Source organism: Campylobacter sp. CNRCH_2013_0898h (genome assembly GCF_025772965.1).
GTDB lineage: Bacteria > Campylobacterota > Campylobacteria > Campylobacterales > Campylobacteraceae > Campylobacter_D > Campylobacter_D lari_D.
On the sequence record NZ_JAKMTD010000005.1, the window covers coordinates 110,078 to 127,707 of the forward strand.

Consider the following 17,630-nt stretch of genomic DNA (forward strand, 5'->3'; position numbering starts at 1 on the left):
ATGAGTATATTTTTTCGCTATATTTCATCTTTGTATTTAAAATCATTTTTTATTTTATTTTTTTCTTTGACTTTTTTCTTCGTAGCGATTGATTTTTTACTCAATTTCAATAGACTGCCAAAAAGTGCAAATTTAGAGCTTTTGTATATATTTTTCTTAACATGTTCAGCAGCTTCTTATATACTACCTTTAGCTATAGTCCTTGCTTTGGTTTTATGTATTTTTAATATGATACGCTCGAATGAATTTGTTAGCTTGTATGCTTTGGGTTTAAGTAAAAATCAAGTGATTTTTTATCCTTTTTTATGGGCTATGTTTTTTTGTTGTGTTTATGTAGGACTTAATTTTAGCGCCTTTGCTTATGCAGATGAATATAAAAGTAATATTCTCAAGCGTGGCGTTGTAGATAGAGAGGGTGGGGAAGTTTTGATTAAATATAATGATAAATTTATTTATATACAAAAAACAAGTTCTCAAACCTTATATAATATAAAAATCTTTGATGTAAAAAATTTAGACATTCAAAGCACAATCCATGCAAAAACTGCTAAATTTGATGGAGATTCTTGGAACTTAAATGACGCTAAAGCTACTAATGTACCACAAAATTTGATTGTTTCAAAAGAGGGTTTAAGCGTAGAAGAATTTAAAAATATCAAAGGCTTAGAAGACTTTTCTCCAAAAATCTTAGAAAGAATTTCTTTAGTAGAGAGCAATCCTTCTTATTCTATTTTAGACGCGCTAGAAAGTATGGCAATTTTTGCAAAACAAAATATTTCTACTAATACACTTAGAACAAGTTTATATTCTTTAGTTCTTACACCATTTTTTGCGCCATTTTTAATGCTTATTGTGTATTATTATTTTCCTTTAACAGCAAGATTTTTTAATCTCGCACTTTTAGCTTTTGTGTTTTTTGTGTGCATACTTTTAGTTTGGGGTTTGTTGTTTTTATTAACAAGATTGAGTGAAAATGAAATTTTACTTCCAGAGCTTGGTATAATGCTACCAGTATTTATTTTAATAAGTATAGGAAGTTTTTATTATTTTAAACACAAATAACTACAAGTGAGGTTTTTATGGATTATTTAAAACTAGCAAAAGAATGCAACACACCATTTTATATTTATGATTTTGATAAAATTAAAGAGCGTTTTACAATGTTAAAAGATGCTTTTAAGGCAAGAAAATCACAAATTTTTTATGCAGTCAAAGCAAATTCTAATTTAAGTGTTTTAAAGCTTTTAGCTTCTTTGGATAGTGGGTTTGATTGTGTTAGTGCGGGTGAGATTTATAGAGCTTTAAAAGCAGGGGCTAAAAATTATAAAATTATTTTTAGCGGGGTTGGAAAAAGTGCTGATGAATTAAAATATGCTTTAGAGCAAAACATACTTTATGTAAATTTAGAAAGTTATGAAGAAATGCTTCTTTTGGAGCAAATTGCTAAAGAAGGTCAAAAGATAGCTCGTATAAGCATAAGGGTAAATCCAAATGTAGATGCTAAAACACATCCTTATATTTCTACAGGTTTGCATGAAAATAAATTTGGTGTAGATATAGAAAGTGCTAAAAAAATGTATCTTTATGCTAAAAACTCACAATTTTTAGAGCCAGTTGGAGTGCATTTTCACATAGGTTCACAAATTCTTGATATAAGTAGTATCCATGAGGCCTCAGCGATTGTTACAAAATTAGTAAAAGAACTTTTAGCTTTGAAAATTAATATTAAATTCTTTGATATAGGCGGGGGTTTAGGAGTTTGTTATAAAGATGAACAAGAGCCAAATTTATATGATTATGCTCAAGGAATTTTAGCAAGTTTACAAGGTCTTGATGTGTGTATAGGTATGGAACCTGGTAGATTTTTAGTGGCAAATGCAGGTGAGTTTGTTACTAAAGTATTATATGAAAAATTTAATGATAAAAAGCGTTTTGTGATTGTTGATGGGGCGATGAATGATTTATTGCGTCCAAGTTTATATAGTGCTTATCATGAAATTAAGCTTTTGAGCGAAAATAAAGAAGAAAGCCTTTGTGATATTGTTGGTGGGATTTGTGAGAGTGGAGATTTTTTAGCTAAAGATAGAAAACTAGCTAAAACAAAAGCAGGAGATTTGATCATAGTTAAAAGCGCAGGTGCATATGGTTTTAGCATGAGTAGTAATTACAATACTCGCAATAGAGTATGTGAGCTAGCTTGTGAAAATGGCAAGGTAAGAATGATTAGAAAAAGAGAAAGTTATGAGGATCAAATTGCTTTAGAGCTTGATTTTTTAAAGGATTAAAATGTTGTTTTTAGATGTGCAAGGAACTTTGATTTCAGATTATGATAAAAGTCCTATAAATGGTGCTTTAGAACTCATTAAATCTTTAAATAAAGAAAAAATTCCTTATGTGATTATTACTAATAACACCAAAAGATTAGATTTTTTAAATTATTTGCAAAATTTGGGTTTTGAAATTAATGAAAAGGTTTATATTGATCCTTTTTGTGTTTTAAAAGATTATTTAAAACCTTGTAAAATAGCAGCTTTTGGGGCAAAAGAATTTTTAGATTCACTTCAAGAGTTAGGTTATGAGCTTGATTATAAAAATCCAAAAGCATTTTTGCTAGCAAGTTATGATAATTTTAAATTTCAAGATTTTGCTAATATGATAGAGTATATTAAAGATGGCGTGCAAACTATAGCAATGCATGAGGGTAGTATTTATAAGAAAAACTCAAGGCTTTATCCAGGTGTTGGAAGTATCATGTCTATGCTTAAAAATGCATGCGAGTTTGATTATAAAGTGATAGGAAAACCTAGTAAGGCTTTTTATGAAAGTGCTTTAAATTTATTAAAACAGCAAGATTGTAATGTGAGTTTTAAAAAGACTTTGATTATTAGTGATGATTTTAAAGGCGATTTGCTTGGTGCTTATGAGCTTGGTATGCAAACAGGCTTAGTTTTAAGTGGTAAAATTTCTAACACTCAAGGTCTTGATACAACTAAACTTAATTTTGTATATGATAGTATTAAGGATTACTACATATCGAGGTTTAAATGAAAGATATAGAAAAATTACGCAATAAAATCGATACTATTGATGATAAAATTTTGGCTTTGCTTAATGAAAGAATGCTTCATGTTAAAGATATAGGAGTTATTAAACAAAATTTAGGTGGGAGTATTTATAGACCTGAGCGTGAAAGAGCTATTATAAATAGACTTAAAAATTATAATCATGGTTTATTAGATCAAAATGCAATCGAAGCAATTTACCAAGAAATTTTTGCTGTATCAAGAAATTTAGAAATGCCTCAAAGCATAGCTTATTTAGGGCCTGAAGGAAGTTATACGCATCAAGTAGCAAGAACGCGTTTTGGTGCTATGAGTCGTTATACTCCACTTGCAAATATAGAAGATGTTTTTAAAGAATTAGCTCACAAAGAAGCAAAATATGGAGTAGTACCTATAGAAAATAATACAGCAGGTGCAGTGGGTGTGACGCTTGATTGTCTTGGAAAATATGAAGATGTAAAGATTTTTGCTGAAATTTATATGGACATTCATCATTCTTTTGTAAGTATGAGTGAAAATTTAAAAGATATTAAACGCATATATTCTCATCCACAAGGCTATAATCAATGTAGAAATTTTTTAGAAAGTCATGATTTAAGTGAAGTAGAATTTGTAGCAAGCAAATCTACAGCTCATGCGGCTTACTTAGCTTCGCAAGATGTTACTTCAGCTGCGATTTGCTCTAAAATTGCAGCAAAACTTTATAATGTACCTATATTATTTGAAACGATTGAGGATAATTTGGCAAATCGTACCAGGTTTTTGATTTTAAGTGATATAAAAATACCTCAAATGCCTCATTGTAAAACTTCTATCTTAGCACTTGCTGCACACAAACCAGGTGGGCTTAGCGATTTGTTGTATGAGTTTAAAAAAGAGGGGATAAATTTAACAAAACTTGAATCACGCCCTATAAAAACAAGAGAATTTGTGCATAGTTTTTATATAGATTTTGAAGGACATATTGATGATGAAAATGTCCAAAGAGTATTAAAAAAAGCTGAGCATATAAAATGGCTTGGATCATATTTATCAGGAGAAAGCAATGAAATTTAATCCTTTTTTAGAGGCTATTAAAACTTATGAAAGTGGCAAGGATATGGATTTAGTTGCTAAAGAATATGGTTTAAAAGAAGTTATTAAACTAGCAAGTAATGAAAATCCTTATGGCACAAGCAAAAAAGCTAAAGAAGCCATCATAAATAATGCACATTTAGCTCATTTATATCCTGATGATACTATGAGTGAATTAAAACAAGCTCTAGCACAAAAATATGATATTTTAAAAGAAAATCTCATCATAGGTAGTGGGAGTGATCAAATCATAGAATATATAGTACATGCAAAACTTGATCATTCTAAGGCTTATTTGCAATGTGGGGTTAGTTTTGCTATGTATGAAATTTATGCAAAACAACTAGGAGTTAAGGTTTATAAAACTCCAAGTTTAACCCATGATTTAAATGAGTTATATGAGTTATATCAAAAGCATAAAAATGAAATTAAAGTAATCTTTTTATGCTCGCCAAATAATCCTTTGGGCGAGTGTTTAGACGCAAGTGAGGTTTTTGAGTTTTTAGAGAAAATTGATGAAGATTGTTTGGTGGCCATTGATGGAGCTTATAATGAATTTGCTTCATTTAAAGATAGCAAAAAGCATATTAATCCTAAAGAATTAATCCATAAATTTCAAAATGCAGTATATCTAGGAACCTTTTCTAAGCTTTATGGTTTGGGTGGCATGAGAGTGGGTTATGGTATAGCTTGCAAGGAAATTATCAATGCATTTTATAAATTACGAGCACCTTTTAATGTGACTAATTTGAGTTTAAAAGCTGCTGTTGCTGCATTAGATGATGATGAGTTTGTGCAAAAAACCTTAGAAAATAATTTTTCACAAATGAAACTTTATGAAGATTTTGCTAAAAATTATAAAATTCGATACATTCCAAGCTATACAAATTTTATTACCTATTTTTTTGATGAAAAAAATAGCACAGATTTATCTGAAAAACTGCTTAAAAACGGTATAATAATAAGAAATTTACAAAGTTATGGTTTAAATGCTGTGCGTATAAGTATAGGTACAGAGTATGAAAATTCAAGGTTTTTTGAAGAGTTTTCTAAAAATTTTTAGTTTGTAGGAAATAAATGGATTATAAAACTATACTGCACCAAGTAGGTCAGCTTTATCAAAATTTAAGTTTAAGACAGCGTATTATTATTGCTGCTTCTATTGTTGTTGTAGTTGGATTTTTAGTATTTTTAACCCTTTTTAGAAGTGGCTCTACAGTAGCTAGCGAAGCTGGATATTCAGTATTATTTGAAAATGCTAATACTAGTGATTCGGCGATGATAGTAACTCAACTTGAAAAAAGTGGAGTTCCTTATATTTTGCGTAATGAAGGAACGATTTTGGTTCCTAATGAACAAGTATATAAACAGCGTTTAGCTATTGCTTCTGCAGGATTATTGCCAAAAGATAATAAAGTAGGCTTTGAGCTTTTTGATAAACAAGAATTTGGAGCCACAGAAGCTGAACAAAAGGTAAAATACCAAAGAGCATTAGAAGGTGAGCTTGCTAGAACGATTGAAAGTTTAGAGCCTATTCATAGTGCTACGGTTCATATTGCTTTTGCTAAAGATACACTTTTTACCCAACAACAAGTTCCACCAACTGCTTCAGTAGCTTTGACTATAAAAGAAGGTTTAAAGCTTAATAAAAAGCAAATTATGGGGATTAAAAACTTAATCGCCTCTTCAGTAACAAAACTTACTCCAGAAAATGTAAAAATCATGGATCAAAAAGGTATTCCTTTAGATGATGAGGGTGCTTTTGAAAGTGATTTAATTGCTGCTCAAATTAAATATAAAAGAGATCAAGAATATGAATTAGAGCAAAAAATTGTTGCTTCTATTGCTCCATTTGCAGGTGGCTATGATAGGGTAGTAGCAAAGGTTAGTATTGATTATGATTTTTCTAAAGAAGAATCACAAAGTGAAGTATATGATCCAAATACCGTTGTGCGTAGTGAGCAAACCTTGGAAGAGCATAGAGAAGGCTATAAAGATAAAGAAATTCAAGGTGTACCAGGTGCTGTTTCAAACATCGGTCCTGTGGAAGGTTTGGATGATAAAGGTGCGCGCGAGGTTTATACTAAAAATCAAACTACAACTAATAATGAAATTTCTAAAAAAATTACCAACACCACTAAGCAATTTGCAACCATTAAAAGAATTTCTGCAGCTGTTGTGGTAGATGGAAAGTATAAAGTAATTACTGATGATCAGGGAAATATTACTAATGAATATATTCCTTTGAGTGATAAAGAAATTAAAGCGATTGAAAATCTTACTAAAGGTGCCATAGGATTTAATCTTGCTAGAGGTGATGCGGTTGAAGTAAATAATTTGGAATTTCATAGAACAGCTAAAGTTGAAAATAAGGTTCAAACTTTTTATTCAAGATTTGTTGAGCCTTTTATTCCACCTGTTAAGTATGTATTTGCTGCGATTTTGCTTTTTATCTTTTACAAAAAAGTTATTGTGCCATTTTCTCAAAAAATGCTTGCAGATATTAGACTTGAAGAAGAGATGGAAGGTAAGGATGGGCAGATTATTGATGAGGCTGAAGATGCTATTGAAAAATTCAATGCTGCTCGTAGAAAAGTTGAAGAACAGCTTGGTTTTGGAGATAGTTTTGATGAGGATGCATTACAATATGATGTTTTACTTGAAAAATTAAGAGCAGTAGCTAATGAAAAAGGCGAAGAAGTGGCATTATTGTTGCAAAAACTTGTTGAAAATGAAGCTGAATTTGGTGAGAAGGATATCTAATGATAAAGCTTAGCGAAGAACAAAAAATGGTCTATGATGACCTTTCTATGCCAGAAAAGGTCGCCATATTTTTAATCCAACTTGGAGAAGATGTAACGACAGTTTTATTTTCTCATATGGATATTAATGTCATCACTGAAATTTCTCGCTATATTGCTTTAGCAAAAAATGTTGATAAGCCAGTTGCTACTGCAGTACTTGAGGAATTTTATACTTTACTGCAATCAAATCAATACTTAAAAAGTGGTGGTTTGGAATATGCAAAAGAAATTTTATTTAGAACTTTTGGTCCTGAAATTGCCAATAAAATTTTGGAAAAACTTACCAAAAGTATGGAAAATAATCAAAATTTTGCTTATCTTTCACAAATTAAACCACAACAACTTGCAGACTTTATCATTAAAGAACACCCGCAAACTATAGCTTTGATTTTAGCTCATATGGATACTACTCAAGCTGCTGAAACTTTGGAATATTTTAGCGATGAATTAAGAGCTGAAGTTGTAATAAGAATGGCAAATCTTGGAGATATATCTCCTTCAATTATCAAAAGAGTATCTGCTGTGCTTGAAAGTAAGCTTGAAAGTCTTACTTCTTATAAAGTTGAAGTGGGTGGTCCAAGAGCAGTTGCTGAAGTGCTTAATCGCTTGGGTCAAAAAGCCTCTAAAACAACACTTTCTTATATTGAGCAAAGTGATGAAAAACTTGCTACAACCATTAAAGATTTAATGTTTACCTTTGATGATATTTCTCAACTTAGTACTAATGCGATTAGAGAAGTTTTAAAAGCTGCTGACAAGCGTGATTTGATGATAGGTTTAAAGGGCGCAAGTGAGGATTTAAAACAAAAATTTATGTCCAATATGTCTACGCGCGCTGCTGAAGCTTTTGTAGAAGAAATGGGCTTTTTGGGTGCTGTGCGTGTTAAAGATGTAGAAGAAGCACAAAGAAAAGTTGTAGAAGTGGTGCAAAAACTTGCAGAACAAGGTCTTATCCAAGTGGGTGAGGCTGATGAGATGATAGAGTAAGATTATGGCAAAATTAACCAATGTAATTTCACCTGAAAATATTTCTGCTCATGTAGTTGAGGGTTATCATTTTAAAGTTATGAGTGAAATGCCCTCTAGTGAAGAACAAAAACAAGAAGAAATTCAAACTATAAATCAAGTCTCTCCTGTCCAAAACACACAACAAGCAGTAGAAAATCAAACAATAGAAGCTGCTCCACAAGCCCCACAACCACAAATTCAACCTGATTTTGTAGAAGATTTACTTAAAAAAACTGATGAAATGTCAGGAAATATCATTAAGTTGCAAATGCAGATAGAAAGCCAAGAGGCTGAATTTAACAATCGTTTAAATACAGAATTAGAACATGCAAAGGAAAAATTTACTAAAGAAGGTTATGAACAAGCACAAAAGAATTTTGAAAGCGAATTAGAAGCCTTGAAGGAAAAATACTTAAAAAGCGTAGAAAAGCTTGAAAATACAGTGCAAAATTTAAATGAGTTTTTATCTAAAAATGAAAAAGAATTAGCCGATACAGCTGTAATTATTGCAAAGGAAGTGATTGCAAAAGAGCTCGAAGAAAATTCATCACTTATAGCATTAAATTTAGCAAAAGAACTTATGAGTGAACTTAAAAATGCTACTAAGATAGAATTAAAGTTAAGTCCTGATGATTTTGAATATGTAAAAGCACACTTGCAAGAACAAAGCAATATTAAATTTAGTCTTGATGATGCGATTAATAAGGGAAGTATTTTAATATTAAGTGATGCGGGTAATATAGAGTCAAACCTTAACAATCGTTTGCAAAAAATCAAAAACATGGTTAATGAATGATAGATTTAAATAACTTAAATATTAAAAATATGCAAATTAAAGAACTGGAAAATTTAGCTAGTAATTTGCGTGAAGTTATCATAGATACAGTGAGTAAAAATGGTGGACATTTAAGTTCAAATTTAGGTGTAGTTGAACTTAGTATAGGAATGCATTATGTTTTTGATGTGCGAAAAGATCCTTTTATTTTTGATGTTTCACACCAATCTTATCCACATAAGCTTTTAAGTGGTAAGATAGATAATTTTCATACTTTAAGACAATTTAATGGCTTGAGTGGATATACAAAGCCTGATGAGGGGGATTATTTTGTAGCAGGACATTCAAGCACTTCTATATCTTTAGCAGTTGGAGCTTGTAAGGCTATAAGATTAAAAAAAGAAGATCGCTTACCTGTTGTATTAATAGGTGATGGAGCGTTAAGTGCAGGTATGGCTTATGAAGCTTTAAATGAGCTTGGCGATAGAGAATATCCTTGTGTGATTATTTTAAATGATAATGAAATGAGTATTTCAAGGCCAATTGGAGCTATTTCAAAATACCTTTCTCAAGCAATGGCAACGCAGTTTTATCAAAAGTTTAAAAAACGCATAGAAAATCTTTTAGAGTATTTTCCTCAAGGCGCATCTTATATGGCAAAGCGTTTTGAAGAGGGTTTAAGACTTATTACACCTGGACTTTTATTTGAAGAATTAGGACTTGAATATATAGGGCCTATTGATGGACATAATTTAAATGAAGTTATAAATGCGCTAAATCAAGCTAAAGCTATGAATAAACCTTGTGTAGTGCATGCGCAAACTATCAAAGGCAAAGGTTATACATTAGCTGAAGGTAAAAATGCCAAATGGCATGGAGTAGGTGCTTTTGATAGAAGTAGCGGAGAGAGTTTAAAGGCTAATATGAACAAAAAAAGTGCGACAGAAATTTTTTCAAATACACTTTTAAATTTAGCTCAAAAATATGAAAATATAGTAGGTGTAACTGCTGCTATGCCAAGTGGAACTGGAATAGATAAGCTAATGGAAAAATATCCTGAGCGTTTTTGGGATGTAGCAATTGCAGAACAACATGCAGTTACTTCTATGGCAGCTATGGCTAAAGAAGGTTTTAAGCCTTTTATAGCAATTTATAGCACTTTTATGCAAAGAGCTTATGATCAAGTTATCCATGATTGTGCTATTATGAATTTAAATGTAGTTATTGCTATGGATAGAGCTGGCATAGTAGGAGAAGATGGGGAAACTCATCAAGGTGCTTTTGATGTTAGTTTTTTAAGTGCTATACCAAATATTACTTTAGCGGCTCCAAGAGATGAGGCTATGATGGAAAAAATTATGGAGTATGCTTATTTTCATCAAGGTGTTTTTGCTTTTCGTTATCCTAGAGGTAATTTTTTATTAGATGAAAATTTTAATCCATGTGAGATAAAACTTGCAAAAGCTCAAATTTTATCTAAAGTGCAAAGCGATAAAGTATTTTTAGGTTTTGGTCAGGGTGTGGCTAAGGCAAAACTAGCTTTAGATAAACTTGGTTTAGATTATGCAAGCTTAATAGATTTGATTTTTGCAAAACCTTTAGATGAAGAGCTTTTAAAAGAATTGGCAAAAGATACAAAAACTTGGTTTGTTTTTTCAGATAGTGCTAAGATAGGTGGAGTGGGAAGTTTGATTACAACTTTCTTGCAAAAAGAAAACCTTTATCATATAAAACTAGTAAGTTTTGAATTTGAAGATCAATTTATAACTCATGGTAAAACAAATGAAGTAGAAAAATTTCTAGAAATTGATGTTGAATCTTTGTGTAAAAAGATTAAAATTTATTAAAAGATAAAAAATATCCTTTAATATAATCATTTTTTTATAAAAAAAGCGTTATACTATATAAAAAATATCGGAGAATTAATAATGGAACTTATTCAATTGCTTAAAAATTGTGATTTAAAAGCTACTCCTCAAAGACTTTGTATTTTAAAAATTTTAAAACGCCATGAACATCCTAATATAGAATCTTTATACGAAAGCATTAAGGAAGAATATCCTTCTATCTCTTTAGCTACAGTGTATAAAAATTTAAATACTTTAAAAGAACAAGGTTTGGTTGTAGAAATCAACACTCCAAATCAAAAAACTTGTTATGATATTTATGAATATCCTCATATACATGTAATTTGTAGCAAATGCAATCATATAGAAGATGTATGTTATGAAGATAGTGGGATAAATAAATACCAAGAAGATCTTGAGAAAAAAATTGGCAATATCATTGATTATCTTGGCGTGTTTGCTTATGTGAATGGTTGTAAAGCTTGTAAAAAATAAAATGGTTTGTGAAGTCCAAAGACGCTTTTTACTTAAAAATGATGACTTTATAAAAATTTTAAAAGAAGAAAAAATTATATATTCTAAGGATAAAATACGCGTTTTCTTTACGCGTATAAGTCCTTTTTGTGATGTTAAATATAAAAAATTTAATAAAAATTATTATCGATTTTCACTTTATAAACTGCATGATATTTTAGATAAAAAAAATCATAAACTTTCTAAAAAAGAATTTAAACAGCAAAGTAAAAAACTTATAGGAAGTGTTATTAAGAAAACTAGAATTAGTTTTGAGATTAATAGTGCTCGATTTTTACTTTATAAGTTTAAAAATAATCTACAAGATTTGGTCATTTTGAAAGTTGTTTTTCCTACTTTTGAAAAAGCAAAGCAATTTAATTTACCTCACTTTTTTAAAAGCTATAAAGAGATTTCAGATGATGAAAATTTCTACAGCAAAAATTTAGCATTATATGGAGATTTTTCTAAAATTTTTGATAGTGCTAGATGTATTAAAATTTTAGATAAGCAAGAAGATATTAGCTTACATTTTCCAAATCAAATTCAAAGTTTTGAAGCGGGTAAAATCTTACTTTTTGTGCTTTTAAAAAGATTAAAAAATGACAGATTGAATTTTTTACAAAAATTAAATTTTGAAAGTTTTGAGCAATTTTTTGCAAGTCTTAGGCAAATATGCATTTTCTTTGAGCTTTTTAGCACTCTTTTTGAAAAGAGTATTCAAAATAAACTTCAAGATTATATTTTGAATTTGGAAAAACAAATTTGTAATGATAAAATTTGTAAATTTGAATTAGAAAAGTATATTTTTATTTTAAGTGATGAAAAAATCAATGATATTTTTCTTGATATGGATTTTATTTTAAAGAATGATTGTAGTTTTTATCAAGGAGAGAAAAATCAAATTTTAAAGTCTTTAGTGGCTTTTAAACTAAGAAAAGAATTAGTTTTTTTAAAGAAAAAAATTGTAAAATCTCAAACAAATCATGAAGAAGAATTAGAAAGAATAAAATTTTTATTATGCTATTTTGTAACTATGTTTGAAGAAAAAAGTATTGAAAAACTAAAAAATTATTTTGAACATAATTATTTAGAACAAATTTCATATGATGAAAATACAATAAAACAAATTGAAAAAAGCATTAAAAAATTAAAAATATATAGTTAGGAAAAACATGCAAAAACAAGAAAAAATAGTCAAAATGTTTGATGATATAGCACCAACTTATGATAAGGCTAATAGAATTTTAAGTTTTGGAAGTGATGTGAGTTGGAGAAAAAAAGCTTGTTTAGATGTTTTTAAATTTTCTAACAATGAACTTGATATTATTGATGTGGCTTGTGGTACAGGCGATATGATTATAGAATGGCAAAATCAAGCCTTAAGGGCAAATAAAAATATCATTAGTATAAAAGGAGTTGATCCAAGTGCGGGTATGCTTGAAGTGGCTAAGAAAAAAATTCCTGATGCGACTTTTGTGCAAGCAAAAGCACAAGAACTTCCACTTGAAAGTGAAAGTGCAGACATCATAAGTATAAGTTATGGCATACGCAATGTGGTAGATAGGAAAGAAGCTATAAAAGAATTTGCAAGAGTGTTGAAAAAGGATGGGATTTTACTTGTGCTTGAATTTACTAAAAGAGAGCAGGGTGGTTTTATAGCTGCTTGTAGAGATTTTTACTTAAAAAATATTTTACCAAAAGTGGGTGGATTTATCAGTAAAAATTATAGTGCTTATGAGTATTTACCAAATTCGATAGAAGATTTTTTAAGCAAAGAAGAATTTATTAAAGAATTGAGTGAGTATTTTGAAATGCTAGAGTATAAAAGCTTTAGTTTTGGTGTTTGCTCTATGTTTATTGCAAGAAAAAAATGAAAGTTTCAGAACTTAATCTAAAAGCTAAAAGTTTATTAGAATTTCATCTTGATGATATAGAGCTTAGTGGAGAAATTTCTAAAATTACCATTCATAGTTCAGGACATTGGTATTTTGATTTAAAAGATGAAAAATCAAGCATAGCTTGTGTGATGTTTAAAGGCTTTAATCAATTTGTCCAAGCTAAACCTAAAGTTGGCGATATGCTTGAACTTAGAGGCTATGTGAGTTTATATGAAGCAAGTGGCAGGTATCAATTTATCGCCAAAAGTATGCAAAAAACAAGTCTTGGAGATTTAGAAGCTAAATTTTTAGCTCTAAAAGAAAAGCTTGAAAAAGAAGGTTTGTTTGATACAAATGCTAAAAAAAGCATTATTAAATTTCCTAAAAAAATAGGTATAATTACTTCTTTTACTTCAGCTGCTTTGCAAGATATGTTAAAGCTAATTTCACAAAAAGAATACAATCTTTGCAAAATAACTATTTTTAATGCCCTTACCCAAGGACAAAGTGCCCCAAATTCTTTAATAAATGCTTTAAAAAAAGCCAATGAGTATAATTTAGATGCGATTATTTTGGCAAGAGGTGGTGGAAGTAGAGAAGATTTGTTTTGTTTTAACGATGAAGAACTTGCAAGATGTATTTTTTCTTTAAAAACGCCTATTGTTTCTGCTATTGGACATGAGATTGATTATGTTATTAGTGATTTTGTAGCAGATTTAAGAGCACCAACTCCAAGTGCAGCTATTGATATGATTTTTCCAAATAAACTAAGCTTAGAACAAGGACTTGATGAGCTTGCTATGTGTTTTAAAAACCAAATGTTAAATCATCTTAAGTTTTATCAAAACAAAATCGATCACTTGCAAAATTTAGCCAAAGCTAAGTCTTTAGAAAATGCTTTTTTTCTTAGAAAACAAAAGCTTGATTTTTTACAAAGCCAACTAAAGAGTGTTTTAAATTTAAAATTATTAAATTATGAAAATAAGCTTGATAATTTTGAGGAACTTTTAACTCAGCATAAAAATTTCTTTGATAAAAGTAAAAATTTGATAAATTTACAAAAAGATGGCAAAAATATCTCTCTTGAAAAGCTAAAAAAAGGAGATATTATAAAGCTTTGCTCAATAAATGAGAGTAAAGAAGCTCAAATACTATAAAAAGGAGATAAAATGAGAGTGATGAATTTTAGTGCAGGTCCTTCAAACCTGCCTGATGAGGTTTTAAAAGAAGCTAGGGAACATTTGTTTGATTATCATGGTAAAGGCTTTTCTATTATGGAAGTTTCTCATCGTGGAAAGGTTTTTGAAGAAGTGCATTTTGAAGCTATCAAAATGGCAAAAGAACTTTATGGTGTAAATGATGATTATGAAGTGCTTTTAATGCAAGGTGGGGCTAGTTTGCAATTTGCTATGATACCTATGAATTTATATATGGGTGGAGTTTGTGAATTTACTAATACGGGAGTTTGGACTAAAAAGGCTATTAAAGAAGCTGAAATTTTAGGAGTAAATACAAAAATAGTAGCAAGCACTCAAGAAAGTGAGTTTGATCATATCCCACAATTTGAATTTAGCGATAATGCAGATTATGCTTATATATGCTCTAATAATACCATTTATGGAACTCAATATAAAAGCTATCCAAAGACTAAAAGTCCTTTGATAATTGATGCTTCTAGTGATTTTTTCTCTAAAAAGATAGATTTTTCTAATATTGCTATGCTTTTTGGTGGGGTGCAAAAAAATGCAGGAATTTCAGGGCTTGCTTGTGCTTTTGTGCGTAAAGATATGATAGAGCGTAGTAAAAACAAAAATATACCTAGTATGTTAAAATATAGCGTTTATGCTGAAAATAATTCTTTATTTAATACTCCAGCAACCTTTGCTATATATATGTTTAATCTTGAAATGAAATGGCTTTTAAATCAAGGTGGATTAGACAAAATCAATGAGCAAAATATACAAAAAGCCAAAATTTTATACGATGTGATTGATGAGAGTAATGGTTTTTATAAAGGTCATGCCAAAAAAGAGGATAGATCATTAATGAATGTTAGTTTTAATATAGCTTATGATAAAAACTTAGAGCCAGTTTTTGTAAAAGAAGCTGAAGAAAATGGTATGATAGGTCTTAAAGGACATAAAATTTTAGGTGGAATTCGTGCTAGTATTTATAATTCTATCAGTATTGAAAAGGTTCAAAAGTTAAGTGAATTTATGAAAGCTTTTGCAAAAAAACATGCTTGATTTTTGGTGATTTTCACCAAAAATCATTTGTATAGTAAAAACTTTACTCTTTAATATTTATCAGCATTTTCCTAAGCCACTATTGTATTTTTTTTCAAGAAAATCTTTAAAAAATTCTTTTCTACTTTTACAAGGTGCTTTAGGATGTTTTTCTCTCATATGTTCAAGATATTTATCATAGCTTGCAACTCCAACTAAGGGATGAAAAAACCTTTCGGATTTTTCATACCATAATTTAAGTTTTTTTATCATGTTTTTTCCTTTTTTAATGCTATATAAGGGCTTTCTTTTAAAGGAATGTTTAATTTTTTGATAAAAATTCCAAAACAAGAAAGTATAACAAGCAAAGTGGTAATCATGAAAAACACACATAAAATTGCATTTATTAAATTGGAATTTTTAGCTTGAGATGCTAATTTTATATCTTTTTTGATTTGCTCGATTATTGCTTCATCTTGTGTTTGAGAAAGTTTTAAATTAAATTCTTGTATTTTTTGTGTATTTATTTGTACAGCAGCAACATGACTTATAGCATTATGGATTGGATCTCCTTCTTTGTAAGGAAGAATTTTTTGAATACCTCCATAAAGTGTTGCGATTAAAACAAAACAAGCAGGTATGAGAGTAATCCAAGTATATCTTGCCTTCCCCATTTTAAATAAAATCGCACTTGCTAAAAGCAATGCCATACCAGCAAGCATTTGATTACTCACTCCAAAAAGTGGCCATAATGAGTAAATTCCACCTTTTGGATCTATCGCTCCTTGGTAGAGAAAATACCCCCATCCACCAACACTTAAAGCTGTTGCAAAAATTCCTGCTAAGGTATTATTGATATTTCCTAAAGGTTTATAAACATTACCCAATATATCTTGAGCCATAAATCTACAAGCTCTTGTCCCAGCATCAACTGCAGTTAAAATAAACAAGGCTTCAAATAAAATAGCAAAGTGATACCAAAAGCCCATTAAATTCACTCCACCAAATAATTCATGTAAAATTAAAGCAACACCTACAGCAAATGTTGGTGCCCCACCAGTTCTTGATAATATGCTTTGTTCGCCTATATTTGTAGTTAAAGTAGTGATTTCTTCAGGAGTTATTTTAAAACCCCAGCTAGAAATAGCAGCAGCTGCATTTGCAACATCTACACCTATAGTAGCAGCAGGCGCATTGATGGCAAAGTAAAGACCAGGGTGTAAAATACAAGCACAAATTAAAGCCATGATAGCCACAGCACTTTCCATAAGCATAGAGCCATATCCAACAGCTAATGCATGAGTTTCATTTTCAAGCATTTTAGGAGTTGTGCCACTTGAAATTAATGCATGAAAACCACTAATAGCTCCGCATGCAATGGTAATAAATAAAAATGGAAAAATTGCTCCAGCAAATACAGGCCCACTTCCATCTAAATATTGAGAATTAATTTTTGGCATTTGAAGATCAGGTGCTACAAATACAATAGCTAAAGCCATAACCACAATAACACCGATTTTTAAAAAAGTTGATAAATAATCTCTTGGAGCAAGTAAAAACCAAACAGGTAAAATTGCAGCTATAAAACCATAAGCCATCATAATAAGCGCTAAAGTTGGTGCATCAAAGGTAAATATTTTCGCCCAATAAGGATCAGCAGCTATTTCACTTCCATAATGTATGGCTAATACGAGCAATATAAAACCTATAATAGAAGCTTCACCAACCCTACCAGGTCTTAAAAATCTCATATAAATTCCCATAAAAACAGCAATAGGAATGGTCATTGCGATGGTAAATAATCCCCATGGAGATTCTGCTAAAGCTTTTACAACAACCATAGCTAAAATCGCAATAATTATAAGCATAATTCCAAATATAGCAATCATTGCTATTGCGCCGATAAATTGTCCTAATTCATCTTTTATCATCTCTCCTAAAGATTTTCCATTACGACGCGTAGATATAAATAAAACTACAAAATCATGTACCGCACCTGCTAAAACACCGCCTATTAATATCCAAAGCATAGAGGGTAAATAACCCATTTGTGCAGCAAGTATAGGACCTACCAAAGGACCAGCTCCTGCGATAGCGGCAAAATGATGTCCAAAAAGCACAATTTTATTTGTAGGGACAAAATCACATCCGTCATTTTTAACTACAGCAGGAGTTGCTCTGTTTTTATCTAGCTCTAGCACCTTATAGGCAATATATCTACCATAAAATCTATACCCTATGATATAAATACATAAAGCAGCAATAACAAGATAAATCGCTGAAATACTTTCGCCATTTTGGAGTGCTAATATGCCAAAACAAACAGCACCGACAATGGCAACAAAAAACCATAATATTTTGTTAGTAATATTCATTTAATTCCTTTGCTTTAGTGAATTTATTTAGTGTATCGTAGAATTATATTTTATTGCTATATAGGAT

The 17,630-nt window shown here is 30.2% G+C and carries 16 protein-coding genes; 14 read left to right on the forward strand and 2 right to left on the reverse strand.

The window, feature by feature from the left end; all coding sequences use genetic code 11:
- The 14 genes from L8X50_RS04300 to serC all read left to right on the forward strand — a co-directional run bounded on the left by L8X50_RS04300 (position 1) and on the right by serC (position 15,209).
- Positions 1-1,062, forward strand: a complete 1,062-nt coding sequence (locus L8X50_RS04300) for an LptF/LptG family permease (protein ID WP_220566586.1) — start codon at positions 1-3, stop codon at positions 1,060-1,062.
- Positions 1,063-1,079: 17 nt separating this feature from the next.
- Positions 1,080-2,285: a diaminopimelate decarboxylase gene (lysA, locus tag L8X50_RS04305; protein ID WP_263660476.1), complete on the forward strand. Its 1,206-nt coding sequence runs from the start codon at positions 1,080-1,082 to the stop codon at positions 2,283-2,285.
- Between the two features lies 1 nt (position 2,286).
- Positions 2,287-3,048, forward strand: a complete 762-nt coding sequence (locus L8X50_RS04310; protein ID WP_263660478.1) for an HAD-IIA family hydrolase — start codon at positions 2,287-2,289, stop codon at positions 3,046-3,048.
- Positions 3,045-4,118 (forward strand): prephenate dehydratase, encoded by a 1,074-nt coding sequence (gene pheA / locus L8X50_RS04315; protein WP_263659771.1) that lies wholly within the window; start codon positions 3,045-3,047, stop codon positions 4,116-4,118. The genes L8X50_RS04310 and pheA overlap by 4 nt, the downstream gene beginning before the upstream one ends.
- A complete protein-coding gene (hisC, locus tag L8X50_RS04320; protein WP_263660479.1) occupies positions 4,108-5,199 on the forward strand; it encodes a histidinol-phosphate transaminase in 1,092 nt (363 codons plus the stop codon). The genes pheA and hisC overlap by 11 nt, the downstream gene beginning before the upstream one ends.
- A gap of 14 nt (positions 5,200-5,213) precedes the next feature.
- Complete coding sequence (gene fliF, locus L8X50_RS04325) at positions 5,214-6,899, forward strand: flagellar basal-body MS-ring/collar protein FliF (RefSeq protein WP_133319547.1); 1,686 nt, start codon at positions 5,214-5,216, stop codon at positions 6,897-6,899.
- Positions 6,899-7,927, forward strand: coding sequence for a flagellar motor switch protein FliG (gene fliG, locus L8X50_RS04330; protein WP_039619192.1), 1,029 nt, complete (start codon positions 6,899-6,901; stop codon positions 7,925-7,927). The genes fliF and fliG overlap by 1 nt, the downstream gene beginning before the upstream one ends.
- A gap of 4 nt (positions 7,928-7,931) precedes the next feature.
- A complete protein-coding gene (gene fliH, locus L8X50_RS04335) occupies positions 7,932-8,744 on the forward strand; it encodes a flagellar assembly protein FliH (RefSeq protein WP_263660480.1) in 813 nt (270 codons plus the stop codon).
- Positions 8,741-10,570 (forward strand): 1-deoxy-D-xylulose-5-phosphate synthase, encoded by a 1,830-nt coding sequence (dxs, locus tag L8X50_RS04340; protein WP_263660481.1) that lies wholly within the window; start codon positions 8,741-8,743, stop codon positions 10,568-10,570. Before fliH ends, dxs begins: the two co-directional genes overlap by 4 nt.
- 81 nt (positions 10,571-10,651) lie before the next feature.
- Positions 10,652-11,065: a peroxide-responsive transcriptional repressor PerR gene (gene perR, locus L8X50_RS04345; protein ID WP_133319550.1), complete on the forward strand. Its 414-nt coding sequence runs from the start codon at positions 10,652-10,654 to the stop codon at positions 11,063-11,065.
- A gap of 1 nt (position 11,066) precedes the next feature.
- Positions 11,067-12,251 (forward strand): hypothetical protein, encoded by a 1,185-nt coding sequence (locus L8X50_RS04350; RefSeq protein ID WP_263659775.1) that lies wholly within the window; start codon positions 11,067-11,069, stop codon positions 12,249-12,251.
- 7 nt (positions 12,252-12,258) lie between these two features.
- Positions 12,259-12,960: a bifunctional demethylmenaquinone methyltransferase/2-methoxy-6-polyprenyl-1,4-benzoquinol methylase UbiE gene (ubiE, locus tag L8X50_RS04355; protein WP_263659776.1), complete on the forward strand. Its 702-nt coding sequence runs from the start codon at positions 12,259-12,261 to the stop codon at positions 12,958-12,960.
- Positions 12,957-14,120, forward strand: a complete 1,164-nt coding sequence (xseA, locus tag L8X50_RS04360) for an exodeoxyribonuclease VII large subunit (protein ID WP_263659777.1) — start codon at positions 12,957-12,959, stop codon at positions 14,118-14,120. The genes ubiE and xseA overlap by 4 nt, the downstream gene beginning before the upstream one ends.
- A 12-nt stretch (positions 14,121-14,132) precedes the next feature.
- Positions 14,133-15,209: a phosphoserine transaminase gene (gene serC, locus L8X50_RS04365; protein ID WP_220566596.1), complete on the forward strand. Its 1,077-nt coding sequence runs from the start codon at positions 14,133-14,135 to the stop codon at positions 15,207-15,209.
- 60 nt (positions 15,210-15,269) lie between these two features.
- On the opposite strand, the gene kcuS is transcribed toward serC, so the two are convergent.
- Positions 15,270-15,461 carry a KCU-star family selenoprotein gene (gene kcuS / locus L8X50_RS04370; protein WP_133319555.1) on the reverse strand — a complete coding sequence of 64 codons (192 nt, stop codon included), beginning with the start codon at positions 15,459-15,461 and terminating at the stop codon, positions 15,270-15,272.
- Positions 15,458-17,563: a carbon starvation CstA family protein gene (locus tag L8X50_RS04375; RefSeq protein WP_263659778.1), complete on the reverse strand. Its 2,106-nt coding sequence runs from the start codon at positions 17,561-17,563 to the stop codon at positions 15,458-15,460. The genes kcuS and L8X50_RS04375 overlap by 4 nt, the downstream gene beginning before the upstream one ends.
- Between the last annotated feature and the right edge of the window lie 67 nt (positions 17,564-17,630).

Excerpts from the sequence above, each read along its gene's own strand:
- L8X50_RS04300 (WP_220566586.1), top strand. The coding sequence starts at position 1 with ATGAGTATATTTTTTCGCTATATTTCATCTTTGTATTTAAAATCATTT.
- lysA (WP_263660476.1), top strand. The coding sequence starts at position 1,080 with ATGGATTATTTAAAACTAGCAAAAGAATGCAACACACCATTTTATATT.
- L8X50_RS04310 (WP_263660478.1), top strand. The coding sequence starts at position 2,287 with ATGTTGTTTTTAGATGTGCAAGGAACTTTGATTTCAGATTATGATAAA.
- pheA (WP_263659771.1), top strand. The coding sequence starts at position 3,045 with ATGAAAGATATAGAAAAATTACGCAATAAAATCGATACTATTGATGAT.
- hisC (WP_263660479.1), top strand. The coding sequence starts at position 4,108 with ATGAAATTTAATCCTTTTTTAGAGGCTATTAAAACTTATGAAAGTGGC.
- fliF (WP_133319547.1), top strand. The coding sequence starts at position 5,214 with ATGGATTATAAAACTATACTGCACCAAGTAGGTCAGCTTTATCAAAAT.
- fliG (WP_039619192.1), top strand. The coding sequence starts at position 6,899 with ATGATAAAGCTTAGCGAAGAACAAAAAATGGTCTATGATGACCTTTCT.
- fliH (WP_263660480.1), top strand. The coding sequence starts at position 7,932 with ATGGCAAAATTAACCAATGTAATTTCACCTGAAAATATTTCTGCTCAT.
- dxs (WP_263660481.1), top strand. The coding sequence starts at position 8,741 with ATGATAGATTTAAATAACTTAAATATTAAAAATATGCAAATTAAAGAA.
- perR (WP_133319550.1), top strand. The coding sequence starts at position 10,652 with ATGGAACTTATTCAATTGCTTAAAAATTGTGATTTAAAAGCTACTCCT.
- L8X50_RS04350 (WP_263659775.1), top strand. The coding sequence starts at position 11,067 with ATGGTTTGTGAAGTCCAAAGACGCTTTTTACTTAAAAATGATGACTTT.
- ubiE (WP_263659776.1), top strand. The coding sequence starts at position 12,259 with ATGCAAAAACAAGAAAAAATAGTCAAAATGTTTGATGATATAGCACCA.
- xseA (WP_263659777.1), top strand. The coding sequence starts at position 12,957 with ATGAAAGTTTCAGAACTTAATCTAAAAGCTAAAAGTTTATTAGAATTT.
- serC (WP_220566596.1), top strand. The coding sequence starts at position 14,133 with ATGAGAGTGATGAATTTTAGTGCAGGTCCTTCAAACCTGCCTGATGAG.
- kcuS (WP_133319555.1), bottom strand. The coding sequence starts at position 15,461 with ATGATAAAAAAACTTAAATTATGGTATGAAAAATCCGAAAGGTTTTTT.
- L8X50_RS04375 (WP_263659778.1), bottom strand. The coding sequence starts at position 17,563 with ATGAATATTACTAACAAAATATTATGGTTTTTTGTTGCCATTGTCGGT.